The organism is Micromonospora sp. BS32, assembly GCF_059089345.1.
Genome location: NZ_JBSSHR010000018.1, coordinates 108,685 through 119,318 on the forward strand (window position 1 = coordinate 108,685; position 10,634 = coordinate 119,318).

Annotated in this window: 13 protein-coding genes and 3 tRNA genes; all 16 read left to right on the forward strand. The window is 70.0% G+C overall.

Features of this window, described 5'->3' with window-relative positions; all coding sequences use genetic code 11:
* Nucleotides 1-60: 60 nt before the first annotated feature.
* The 16 genes from AC5RWQ_RS23770 (at nucleotide 61) to rplL (ending at nucleotide 10,559) form a co-directional block, all read left to right on the forward strand.
* Nucleotides 61-1,089 (forward strand): tyrosine-type recombinase/integrase, encoded by a 1,029-nt coding sequence (locus tag AC5RWQ_RS23770; RefSeq protein ID WP_494284882.1) that lies wholly within the window; start codon nucleotides 61-63, stop codon nucleotides 1,087-1,089.
* A gap of 649 nt (nucleotides 1,090-1,738) precedes the next feature.
* Complete coding sequence (locus tag AC5RWQ_RS23775; RefSeq protein ID WP_494284883.1) at nucleotides 1,739-1,870, forward strand: hypothetical protein; 132 nt, start codon at nucleotides 1,739-1,741, stop codon at nucleotides 1,868-1,870.
* Nucleotides 1,871-1,983: 113 nt separating this feature from the next.
* Complete coding sequence (locus AC5RWQ_RS23780; RefSeq protein ID WP_494284884.1) at nucleotides 1,984-4,512, forward strand: putative bifunctional diguanylate cyclase/phosphodiesterase; 2,529 nt, start codon at nucleotides 1,984-1,986, stop codon at nucleotides 4,510-4,512.
* A gap of 96 nt (nucleotides 4,513-4,608) precedes the next feature.
* Nucleotides 4,609-4,681, forward strand: a tRNA-Thr gene (locus tag AC5RWQ_RS23785).
* A gap of 26 nt (nucleotides 4,682-4,707) precedes the next feature.
* Nucleotides 4,708-4,780, forward strand: a tRNA-Met gene (locus AC5RWQ_RS23790).
* A 132-nt stretch (nucleotides 4,781-4,912) separates the two neighbouring features.
* Nucleotides 4,913-5,080, forward strand: coding sequence for a 50S ribosomal protein L33 (rpmG, locus tag AC5RWQ_RS23795; protein ID WP_067301359.1), 168 nt, complete (start codon nucleotides 4,913-4,915; stop codon nucleotides 5,078-5,080).
* Nucleotides 5,081-5,206: 126 nt separating this feature from the next.
* Complete coding sequence (locus AC5RWQ_RS23800; RefSeq protein WP_334488371.1) at nucleotides 5,207-5,653, forward strand: FAS1-like dehydratase domain-containing protein; 447 nt, start codon at nucleotides 5,207-5,209, stop codon at nucleotides 5,651-5,653.
* A 1-nt stretch (nucleotide 5,654) separates the two neighbouring features.
* Nucleotides 5,655-6,047 carry a MaoC family dehydratase gene (locus AC5RWQ_RS23805; RefSeq protein ID WP_494284885.1) on the forward strand — a complete coding sequence of 131 codons (393 nt, stop codon included), beginning with the start codon at nucleotides 5,655-5,657 and terminating at the stop codon, nucleotides 6,045-6,047.
* A 116-nt stretch (nucleotides 6,048-6,163) separates the two neighbouring features.
* Nucleotides 6,164-6,236, forward strand: a tRNA-Trp gene (locus AC5RWQ_RS23810).
* Between the two features lie 213 nt (nucleotides 6,237-6,449).
* The gene (secE, locus tag AC5RWQ_RS23815; protein WP_334488459.1) at nucleotides 6,450-6,845 is read left to right on the forward strand and encodes a preprotein translocase subunit SecE; all 396 of its coding nucleotides are present in this window, start codon (nucleotides 6,450-6,452) and stop codon (nucleotides 6,843-6,845) included.
* 38 nt (nucleotides 6,846-6,883) lie between these two features.
* Nucleotides 6,884-7,606 carry a transcription termination/antitermination protein NusG gene (gene nusG, locus AC5RWQ_RS23820; RefSeq protein WP_334488367.1) on the forward strand — a complete coding sequence of 241 codons (723 nt, stop codon included), beginning with the start codon at nucleotides 6,884-6,886 and terminating at the stop codon, nucleotides 7,604-7,606.
* A gap of 186 nt (nucleotides 7,607-7,792) precedes the next feature.
* Nucleotides 7,793-8,224: a 50S ribosomal protein L11 gene (gene rplK, locus AC5RWQ_RS23825; RefSeq protein ID WP_334488364.1), complete on the forward strand. Its 432-nt coding sequence runs from the start codon at nucleotides 7,793-7,795 to the stop codon at nucleotides 8,222-8,224.
* Nucleotides 8,225-8,317: 93 nt separating this feature from the next.
* On the forward strand, nucleotides 8,318-9,031 hold the full coding sequence (rplA, locus tag AC5RWQ_RS23830; RefSeq protein ID WP_494284886.1) for a 50S ribosomal protein L1: 714 nt from the start codon (nucleotides 8,318-8,320) through the stop codon (nucleotides 9,029-9,031).
* Nucleotides 9,032-9,036: 5 nt separating this feature from the next.
* A complete protein-coding gene (locus tag AC5RWQ_RS23835; RefSeq protein WP_494284887.1) occupies nucleotides 9,037-9,201 on the forward strand; it encodes a hypothetical protein in 165 nt (54 codons plus the stop codon).
* A gap of 374 nt (nucleotides 9,202-9,575) precedes the next feature.
* Complete coding sequence (rplJ, locus tag AC5RWQ_RS23840) at nucleotides 9,576-10,121, forward strand: 50S ribosomal protein L10 (RefSeq protein ID WP_334488358.1); 546 nt, start codon at nucleotides 9,576-9,578, stop codon at nucleotides 10,119-10,121.
* Between the two features lie 54 nt (nucleotides 10,122-10,175).
* Entirely contained in the window at nucleotides 10,176-10,559 is a 384-nt protein-coding gene (gene rplL / locus AC5RWQ_RS23845) for a 50S ribosomal protein L7/L12 (protein WP_334488356.1), read from the forward strand.
* The last annotated feature ends 75 nt before the right edge of the window (nucleotides 10,560-10,634 follow it).

Here is a 10,634-nt window from a genome sequence, read left to right on the forward strand (position 1 = left end):
CTTCCGCGTTTCGGCAACGTGGTGATCTCGGCTGTCCTGCCGATGACCGTGGGGCGCTGGGTGGCCGATCTGACCAGTCACGTCGGGGCTTCACAGGTTCGGCAGGCGTACCGGCTGCTGTCGCAGATCATGGGCGCGGCCGTCGACAACGGGCTGATCCCGGTGACGCCGTGCCGGGGCGTCAAGCTGCCTCGACTGCCCGAGCCGAACCCAACCATCCTCACAGCCGAGCACGTCGATCAGCTCGTCGCCGAGCTCTCCCCGCCGGACGACCTCCTGGTCCTGGTCCTCGCCTACGGCGGGCTGCGGATCGGGGAAGCTCTGTGCCTGCGGCGCCGGCATGTCGACGTGGCCGACGGCCGTATGACCGTGGCCGAGTCGGTTGCCCAGCTCCCCGGCGGCCCCGTCATCGACACCCCAAAGAGTCACCAGCGGCGGGAACTCGCCCTGCCGGCCTTCGTGGTCGACCGGCTCCGGCAGCACCTCGCCGAGCTACCCAGTGACCCGGACGCGTTCCTGTTCCCTGGTCAACAGGAGCGGACCGCCGGCCGGCCGCAGAGCTACAACGGGTGGAAGTACCGATTTGGCCGGGCGGTCGAGCGGGCCGGCCTGACCGACCTGATCCCGCACGACCTTCGGGCAACGCACGGTAGCTGGGTGGCTGACTCTCATGGCGTCCTGGTCGCCGCCCGCCGGCTGGGTCACTCCAACGCCAGCGTCACAACCCGGCACTACGCCCGAGCGGTTGACGGCCGGGACGCCGAGGTGGCTGCCTTCCTGGATCGGGCACGCAAGGCCGAAGATCGTTCCGGAGGGGCACGCAACGGGCACGCGGGGAGTCAGCTCCGGCCAGCGAGACAGGAAACCGACCCTGACCTGGGCGAACTTTCATCGGCGACCTTGAGAACGGGCAAAACTCTAAATCCGTCGCGAAAGCTACAAAGGTTCGAATCCTCTACCCGCCACCAGGCAACGACAAGGCCCCTGAACCGCGGAAACGCGGGTCAGGGGCCGTTGTCGTCTGCTGTCGAAGGTGACCATTACGGGCCCTGCTGGACCGGCCGACCGGGGATGCAGCGGGCACGTTGAAGTTGGCGCTCCGGCCAGTCCTGGGTGACGCTCTGGTCCCCGGTTTCCTGCATGGCGGGGTGGGGCGGTGGACGGCCCCCCGTGCCGGGCTTCGTCCGGTCGAGGCTGCATCGACGACCGGAGGGGCAGCCGTGATCGGTGCCCACCGACCATCTCGCCGAGGATCAGCCGGCCCACCCAGGTGTCGACGGCGAAGACGCCGGCCAACTCCGAGGCGACGATCCCGACCCCGATCAGGTCGCAGTCGCGGACCGTCGCGCCAGCGGGCGACGTGCTACGGCGTCGTCGGCACCCGCCGGGCGGAGCCGCTCGAGGTGCCGGTCGTCCGATCCAGCGGCCGGACCGCGCCCCCGCCCGGCCGCCCGGCGGCCAAGGTCCACTGTGGTCGACGCCACCGCCTGCCAGGCGTGGCAAGCGAATCAAGCCATACGCCGGGTTTCGGTGTGAAGTCGCAGTGCGCGGATTCTGTAGCGACCCTCGAACCGGCGGTGACGTCGTACTGGGCCGGAGGTACGGCCGCGGCCATCGAACGGATGATTTCCCTGTCTGCCGGTCTCGGCTGCGTCCTCCACGGCTTTCCCGCGTGCCCCCCTTGTGGCACGATCGTGGAACCTCCACCATCGCTGCATCTCTCTCGACAGGAGCAATCATGTCTGGTCGAAGGTTGGGCCGGCTGCTTGGCTCATTTCTCGTCCTCGCCGCCCTTCTCGGCGGCATCGGCGGTGTCGATCTCGGTGGCAACGCGGGAGGCGCCCAGACCTCGGACCTCATCTGGCAGTGAGCCAGGTCCCCGGTCGACCCTCGTCGAGCCCGGCTGCCAGGAGTGCCGCGCGCCGGTGACGGGAGGTTTCACGCCGGTCACGTGACGGCGCGGCGTCAATCCGAAGGAGCGGCATGATCGGTCGCGGCCAGCCCCGGCGCAGGTCGTCCGAGGACGCCTGGATCATCACCGCACCGCTGGCGTTGATCGCGGTCGTCTGCGCCACGATCACCGGACTGGTCGCGAACGAGTCGTTCGGCCACTGGCCGCAGGCGGCGCTCTTCCTCGTCCTCATGATCGTGGCGGGGCTACCGCTGCTCAGTCTGGTCGTCCGGCGGCAGACGCTGGGCGTCACGCTGACCGAGCTGCCCCTGGTCCTCGCGCTCTACTTCCTGCCACCACTGACCGTGGTGGTCATCTACTCGCTGACCTCGCTCATCACCCACACTCGGCAGCGCCTGTCGGCGCCCAAGGTCTGGTTCAACGTCGCGCGAGCCGCCGCGGGGACGTCGCTGGCCGTGCTGGTCCTGCAGGCGCTCCCGCCCATCGAGGGGGTGGGCCCGCGCACCTGGGGCAGCATGTTCGCTGCGGTGAGCATGGTGATGCTGGTCAGCTTCACCAGCGTGGTCGCGGTGCACACGCTGTTGCACGGCTGGCAGACCGGGCGCGGGGCGCTGCGTACGGCCAAGCCGGCGCTCCTCACCGCGGCGATCAACGTGTCGGTCGGGCTGATCGTGCTGATCCTGGTCCACAGCACCTGGTGGTCGCTGCTGCTGCTGGCCGGTCTCGGCGCCGGACTCGTCCTGGTCTACCGGTCGTACGCCCAGTTCTTCCGCCAGCACCGCACCCTGACCGACCTCTACGAGCTGACCCGCGCCGTGGTGGAAAGCGGCCAGAGCGGCACACTGGCCGATGCCCTGCTCGGTCGGGTCCGCGCCCTGATGCAGGCGGAGTACGCGACGCTCTGGCTCCCGGCCCAGGGGCGGCACCCGGAGACCCTGCTGACCGCCCGGGTCGACGACCCGGGCCTGCTCGACCTGGCGCGCACCCCGCCGGCGATCCGGGAGAAGGTGCTGGAGACCCGCCGTACGGTGGCCGTCGGCCGGGGGGTGAACACGGACGGTGAGTTCCGCGCCGACCTCGCCGAGCGGCGGATCAAGGACGCGGTGGTGGTGCCGCTGCGGTCCGGTCCGGTCGTCATCGGCACCCTTGAGGTAGCCAACCGGCTCGGGGACGGCAACAACTTCACCCCCGCGGACATCGCCGTCTTCGAGACGGTCGCCGCGCACGCCGCGGTGGCCCTGGAGAACTCGCGGCTGGTGGATCGGCTGCGGCACGACGCGTACCACGACGCGTTGACCAAGCTGCCCAACCGGCGGCGGATCACCGGGGCGCTGGACGAGGCGGTCAAGATCCGGGCGCCGGGCGAGGTGGTGGCGCTGCTGCTGTTCGACGTGGACCGGCTGCGCCAGGTCAACGAGTCGCTCGGCCACGCGGCGGGGGACAAGGTGCTGGCCGAGGTCGCCGCCCGGCTGCGGGCCTGCGCGCCGTCGTCGGCCCTGGTCGGCCGGGCGGGGGGCGACGAGTTCCTGGTGACGCTCCGGCTGGAGAGCGCCGACGCGGCCATCGAGCTCGCCGGCCAGCTACGGGAGCAGATCCGCGACGAGATGGTCTTCGACGCGCTCACCCTGGACGTCGACACCGCGGTCGGGGTGGTGGTGCACCCGGACCACGGAAGTGACGCGGCGTCCCTGCTCCAGCGCGTGGATCTCGCCGCGACGGCGGCCAAGTCGGTGCCCGGCAGCGTGCAACTGTTCAATCCGGCGCTGGAGTCGCGGTCGCTGCGCCGGCTCGGCCTCGCCGGCGACCTGCGCCGAGCGCTCGACGACGAGGCGCTGGAGGTCTATTTCCAGCCCAAGGTGACCCTGCGGGACCGCCGCCTGGTCGGGGTGGAGTGCCTGGCCCGCTGGGAGCACCCGGCGCACGGCACGGTGGCCCCGGAGGACTTCGTCGCGGTGGCCGAGCACACCGGCCAGCTGGGCCGGCTCACCGAGTTCGTGCTCCGCGAGGGGCTGCGGCGCAGCCGGGACTGGAGCCACGGCGACCGGCCGCTCGCGGTAGCGGTCAACCTCTCCGCCCGCAGCCTCACCGACCAGCACTTCCCGAACCGGGTCCGGGAGCTGCTGGAGGAGTACCGGGTGCCGCCGCAGCTGCTCACCCTGGAGATCAAGGAGGCCGGGGTGCTGGACGGCACCGAGCGGCCGATCCCCACCCTGCGCCGCCTGGGGGACCTCGGCGTACGGCTCTCCGTGGACGACTTCGGCACCGGGGACTCGTCTCTGGCCCACCTGCGCCGGCTGCCGGTGCACGAGGTGAAGGTGGACCGCTCCTTCGTGCAGGGCATGGCGACCGATCCGGGCGACCTGGCGATCGTCAACGCGGTGGTGACCCTCTCCCAGCAGTTCGGTCTGGCCGTGGTCGCCGAGGGTGTGGAGAGCGAGCTGACCCTCGAGCTGCTCCAGGACATCGGCTGCGAGATCGGGCAGGGATTCCTGTTCAGCCGCCCCCTGCCGTACGAGCGGCTGGAGGCCTGGTTCGGCGCCCAGGTGGACCCGGAGACGATCTCCGCGGGGGAGCTTCCGCGCCTCCGTGTCGTGCCCTGATCAGGGCGTACGCCCGACGGGGGGAGCCGATTTCACCGGTGGCGCGAGGCCGTGTAATGTATCTCCTGCGCGACGCCCTCCGGGGTGATCGGGTAGGCCCCCTTAGCTCAGTCGGCAGAGCGTCTCCATGGTAAGGAGAAGGTCTACGGTTCGATTCCGTAAGGGGGCTCAGAGGGTCCGGCTGGACCCGCCTGCGGCGGTGTAGCTCAGATGGCAGAGCAAGCGGCTCATAATCGCTGTGTCGCCGGTTCAAGTCCGGCCACCGCTACTCTCGTCCTCCGGGCCAGTTCCCGGCGGTCGGTGGGACGGGCGCCTCAGGCGCCCACTTTGCATGTCCGCGCATTGTCCGCATAGGCTGATGCGTCGTAGTTGTTATCCGTAGCGAGGAAGGCACTCCGCCGTGGCGAAGGCGACCGATGTCCGGCCGAAGATCACTCTGGCGTGTGTGGAGTGCAAGGAGCGCAACTACATCACGCGCAAGAACCGTCGTAACGACCCGGACCGTATCGAGCTGAAGAAGTTCTGCCCCCGGGACGGCAAGCACACGATCCACCGCGAGACCCGCTGACCTGCGGCCGGCTCTGCCGGCCCGGTCCTACAGCGACACCCGAACGCCGATCCGCACGGATGGCGCGGCCTGAGCCGCCCGTCCCGTACGGGTCGGCGTTCGTGCTTTCCGTGTAGGTTCGGCGGCATGTCCCTGGACCCGTCCTTCGTCGGCCGGACGTATCCGCCGACCGCCCCCTACCAGGTGGGCCGAGAAAAGATCCGCGAGTTCGCCACCGCGGTGGGCGCCACCGAGCCCGCCCACCACGACCCGGCGGCGGCCCGCGCCCTCGGTCACCCCGACGTGGTCGCGCCGCCGACCTTCCCGGTGGTGGTCACCATGGCCGCCAGCCGGCAGATCATCGAGGACCCGGCGCTGGGCGTCGACTACAGCCGGGTCGTCCACGGCGACCAGCGCTTCGCGTACACCCGGCCGGTGGTGGCCGGCGACGAGCTGGTCTGCGTGAACACCATCGAGGAAGTCACCACGCGGGGCGGGCACGGCTTCCTGACCACCCGTACCGACGTGAGCACCGTCGCCGGCGAGCCGGTGGTCGCCGTCTGGTCCAAGATCGTCGTACGCGGGGAGGCCTGAGATGGAGTTGCCGACGCAAACGTACCGGGTGACCCGGGCGGACCTGGTCCGCTATGCGGGCGCCTCGGGCGACTTCAACCCGATCCACTGGAGCGACCGGACCGCCACCAAGGTCGGCCTGCCCGGGGTGATCGCCCACGGGATGTTCACCATGGCGCTGGTCGGCCGGGCGGTGACCACCTGGGCCGGGGCCGCCGACGCGGTGGTCGACTTCGGCGTCCGGTTCACCCGTCCGGTGGTCGTCCCGGACGACGACCAGGGCACCGAGATCGAGGTCGCCGCGGTGGTCAAGGAGGTCACCGAAGACGGTCTGACCAGGCTCGACATCACCGCGACCTGCCTGGGGGACAAGGTCCTGTCACAGGCCCGGGCGACGGTCCGCACCCCCCGCTGACATGGGATGGGGAGGACCGGTTGGGAAAGTCGGGGCGGTACCCGTACACTGGTCCGCCGTGGGGCAAGTGACCCCTGCGCGACCGTCATGGTCGGGCAGGGCGAGCGTCGCCGCACAGGGGTGTAGCTCAATTGGCAGAGCAGCGGTCTCCAAAACCGCAGGCTGCAGGTTCAAGTCCTGTCACCCCTGCGCCTCAGGCCTGACCGTTCCCGTGGGTCGCGCCGCCGAACGGCGGCGTCCGGCCCGTGGTGGTGGTATCGGCGGGGTGGTTCCGAGGCAATCGGGCCCCCTTCGTCCGGTCCGCCGGCCGCGGCCCGTCGCGGGACGGTTGGTCCGGCCGGCGTGACCAGCGCCGCGTACGCCTATCGGCGTGCGACCCGACATCCCGCGACGGAGGGCGAAGTGGCCGAGAGTAAGCGGCGCGGCGAGGACGCCGGCGACGACGATCTGCGCGACGAGATCGTCGACGAGGTGGCCGCCGATGACGACGCCACCGAAGCGGACGAGCCGGTCTCCCGGGGCGGCACCGCGACCCGTGCGCGGGCCCGTGCCGGTTCGGCCGACAGCAAGCCGAGGACCCGGACCGACAAGGACCGGGTGGGGCTGTTCGCCCGCATCGCGCGTTTCTTCCGCGAGGTGGTCGCCGAACTGCGTAAGGTCATCTGGCCGACCCGCAAGGAACTACTGACCTACACGGCCGTGGTGGTCACCTTCGTCGCGGTGATGCTGACGATCGTGGGCCTGCTGGACTTCGCGTTCGCGAAGGGCGTGCTGTGGGTCTTCGGCAACCCCAGCTGACCGGCCGACTGAGCCGATAGTGACGGAAGTGAGCGAGCGTGCCTGAGTACGACGAGACCGCCGAGACCACGGACGAGCAGTCCACGGTGGCGACGGCGGCCAGTGACGAGTCGGTCGAGGCCGCCAGCGAGCCGGAGTTCCCGACCACCGAGCCGGCCCCGGACGAGGAGTACGACCCGGTCGCCGAACTGCGCCAGAAGCTGCGCTACGCGCCCGGCGACTGGTACGTGGTGCACTCGTACGCCGGCTACGAGAACAAGGTCAAGACCAACCTCGAGACCCGGATCACCTCCCTCGACATGGAGGACTTCATCTACCAGGTCGAGGTGCCGACCCGGGAAGAGGTCGAGGTCAAGAACGGCAAGCGGTCGCAGATCCAGGCGAAGGTCTTCCCGGGCTACATCCTGGTCCGGATGGAGCTGACGGCGGAGTCCTACTCCTGCGTCCGCAACACCCCGGGCGTCACCGGCTTCGTCGGCGCCACCGACCGGGCCGACCGGCCGGCGCCGCTGAGCCTCGACGAGGTGCTCAAGTGGCTCGCCCCGGCGGTGGAGACCGAGCAGAAGAAGGCCAAGCCCGAGGTCAGGGTCCTGGACTTCGAGGTCGGCGACTCGGTCACCGTCACCGACGGCGCGTTCGCCTCGCTGCCGGCGACGATCAGCGAGATCAACGCCGACCAGCAGAAGCTCAAGGTGCTGGTGTCGATCTTCGGCCGCGAGACCCCGGTCGAGCTGAACTTCAACCAGGTCGCCAAGATCTGACGCGTACGCCGGTCGCCGGCGGTGGGCTTCGGCCTGCCGCCGGCGTCGTCGTCCCGGCCTCCGCCCACCTCGGCGGAGGGGGCTGCGGGACGTTGCGCTACTCTTGAACGTCGCCGTTGTCGCACCGCGCTGACCGTGCGCGCCCGCGGCCGGCACATTTCCCAGTTTCAAGCCCCAGGAAGTGACATGCCTCCGAAGAAGAAGCTCGTCAAGACGTTCACGCTTCAGCTGAAGGCGGGCCAGGCCACGCCGGCGCCGCCGGTCGGCCCCGCGCTCGGCCAGCACGGCGTGAACATCATGGAGTTCTGCAAGTCCTACAACGCGCAGACCGAGGCTCAGCGGGGCGACATCGTCCCCGCCGAGATCAGCGTCTACGAGGACCGCAGCTTCAGCTTCGTGCTGAAGACCCCGCCCGCCGCCCGGCTGCTGATCAAGGCCGCCGGTGTGGAGAAGGGCTCGGGCGTTCCGCAGAGCCAGAAGGTCGGCTCGGTCACCCGCGCCCAGGTGCGCGAGATCGCCGAGAAGAAGATGGTCGACCTCAACGCCAACGACCTCGACCAGGCTGAGAAGATCATCGCCGGCACCGCCCGGTCGATGGGCATCGTCGTCAACGACTGACGTCGGCCTCGGCAGACCAGACCAGACCAGACCAAGATCGTGGGAGGGCGCGCGGACACCGCGGCCCGCCAAAGACCACAGGAGTAGTCAGAAATGCAGCGCAGCAAGACCTACCGCAAGGCCGCCGAGGTCATCGACCGGGCGAAGCTCTACACCCCCGCCGAGGCCGTCAAGCTGGCCAAGGACACCACCAGCACCAAGTTCGACGCCACGGTCGAGGTCGCGATGCGCCTCGGCGTCGACCCCCGCAAGGCGGACCAGATGGTCCGCGGCACGGTCAACCTGCCGCACGGCACCGGTAAGACCGCCCGCGTGATCGTCTTCGCCGCCGGCGCGAAGGCCGAGGAGGCCGCCGCCGCCGGTGCGGACGAGGTGGGCACGGACGAGCTCGTCGCCCGGATCCAGGGCGGTTGGCTGGACTTCGACGCGGCGATCGCCACCCCGGACCAGATGGCCAAGATCGGCCGGATCGCGCGGATCCTGGGCCCGCGCGGCCTGATGCCGAACCCGAAGACGGGCACGGTGACCATGGACGTCACCAAGGCCGTCTCGGACATCAAGGGCGGTAAGATCACCTTCCGGGTGGACAAGCACTCCAACCTGCACCTGATCATCGGCAAGGCCTCGTTCTCCGAGACCCAGCTGATCGACAACTACGCCGCCGTCCTCGACGAGGTGCTCCGTGCCAAGCCGTCCGCGGCCAAGGGCAAGTACCTCAAGAAGGTCGTCCTGACCACCACCATGGGCCCGGGTGTCCCGGTCGACCCGAACGTGGTGAAGAACCTCCAGGAGAACCCCGAGGGCTGAGCACGATGCCCGTGAAGGGGCCGGCAGGTGCGGTCGGCACCCTGGTCCTCGGCCTGAGTGGCTCGGTGGCGCCCTGGGCGGCCCCGCCGGTGCTGGCGGACCGCCCGGGCGCTCACCGGCCCGCTGGCTGCCCGTCGGCCCTGCTCCTGTCGGTCCGGGCGGTGGCGTGAGCCAGCGTGGCCTGGCGGGTACGCCTGGCGGCGCCGAGCCCGGGCCTGAGCCGGGGGAGTGACGGGGCGCACTCCGGGGGCGATTTGGCTTCGGCGGGGCGCGTCGCGTAACCTTTGCCGCGTAGTTCCACCCAGAGACCGCTGGTCACCGTGCTCCGGCACGGTCGAAGGTTCCGCGATGACGGGCGACCCGCGCAGGGCGGCAAGCGAAATATCGGTGTGTTCCGTGGTCCACCGACCACGATGATCCCGCCGGCCCTCGCCCCGCGCGCCCTGCGCCGGGGCTTTTCTCGTTGTCGCGCTTCCTCCGCCGCCGTCCGAGAGCATCCCGCTCGACGACGGCGACCAGCCACGAGCAACGAGAGAGGAGGGACATGGCGGACAAGCCGATCCGGGCCGACAAGGCCACGGCCGTCGCCGAGCTGACCGAGAGCTTCCGCAACGCGGGGGCTGCGGTGCTGACCGAGTACCGCGGTCTGACGGTTTCCCAGCTCACCCAGCTGCGACGCTCGCTCGGCAAGGAGACCACCTACACGGTCGCGAAGAACACGCTGGCGAAGCGTGCCGCGTCCGAGGCGGGCATCTCCGGCCTCGACGAGCTGTTCTCCGGTCCTACCGCGCTGACTTTCGTTTCGGGCGACGTCGTCGAGGCGGCGAAGGGGCTTCGCGACTTCGCGAAGGCCAACCCGAAGCTCGTCATCAAGGGCGGTGTCTTCGAGGGCAAGGCCATTTCCGCGGCCGAGGTCACGAAGCTCGCCGACCTGGAGTCCCGCGAGGTGCTGCTGGCCAAGCTGGCCGGCGCTATGAAGGGCAACCTGAGCAAGGCCGCGGCCCTGTTCCAGGCTCCGCTCTCCAAGACCGCCCGTCTGGCGGCCGCCCTGCAGGACAAGCGCGAGAAGGAGGGCGCCGAGGCGGCCTGAGGCCCCACGGCGCACCCACGTTCTTAGTCAACTTTTTCAGAAAGGACGCCAGACATGGCGAAGCTCAGCACCGACGAGCTGCTCGACGCGTTCAAGGAGATGACGCTGATCGAGCTCTCCGAGTTCGTGAAGCAGTTCGAGGAGACCTTCGAGGTCACCGCCGCCGCTCCGGTTGCGGTCGCCGCTGCCGGTGGCGGTGCCGCCCCGGCCGAGGCCGAGCCGGAGAAGGACGAGTTCGACGTCATCCTCGAGGCTGACGGCGGCAAGAAGATCCAGGTCATCAAGGTCGTGCGTGAGCTGACCGGCCTGGGCCTCAAGGAGGCCAAGGACGCGGTCGAGTCCGCGCCGAAGGCCATCCTGGAGAAGGTCAACAAGGAGACCGCCGAGAAGGCGAAGGCCAAGCTCGAGGGCGAGGGCGCCAAGGTCACCCTCAAGTAATTGAGGTCGACCGGGCGTGCGTCCGGCTCACGTGAGCCGGGGCACAACCTTCGCGGCGGGCGGTGATCCGGGAAC

What these genes read in the sequence shown, in the direction of transcription:
- AC5RWQ_RS23775 (WP_494284883.1), top strand. Translation starts at nt 1,739, where the DNA reads ATGTCTGGTCGAAGGTTGGGCCGGCTGCTTGGCTCATTTCTCGTCCTC.
- AC5RWQ_RS23780 (WP_494284884.1), top strand. Translation starts at nt 1,984, where the DNA reads ATGATCGGTCGCGGCCAGCCCCGGCGCAGGTCGTCCGAGGACGCCTGG.
- AC5RWQ_RS23800 (WP_334488371.1), top strand. Translation starts at nt 5,207, where the DNA reads ATGTCCCTGGACCCGTCCTTCGTCGGCCGGACGTATCCGCCGACCGCC.
- AC5RWQ_RS23805 (WP_494284885.1), top strand. Translation starts at nt 5,655, where the DNA reads ATGGAGTTGCCGACGCAAACGTACCGGGTGACCCGGGCGGACCTGGTC.
- rplK (WP_334488364.1), top strand. Translation starts at nt 7,793, where the DNA reads ATGCCTCCGAAGAAGAAGCTCGTCAAGACGTTCACGCTTCAGCTGAAG.
- rplA (WP_494284886.1), top strand. Translation starts at nt 8,318, where the DNA reads ATGCAGCGCAGCAAGACCTACCGCAAGGCCGCCGAGGTCATCGACCGG.
- AC5RWQ_RS23835 (WP_494284887.1), top strand. Translation starts at nt 9,037, where the DNA reads ATGCCCGTGAAGGGGCCGGCAGGTGCGGTCGGCACCCTGGTCCTCGGC.
- rplJ (WP_334488358.1), top strand. Translation starts at nt 9,576, where the DNA reads ATGGCGGACAAGCCGATCCGGGCCGACAAGGCCACGGCCGTCGCCGAG.
- rplL (WP_334488356.1), top strand. Translation starts at nt 10,176, where the DNA reads ATGGCGAAGCTCAGCACCGACGAGCTGCTCGACGCGTTCAAGGAGATG.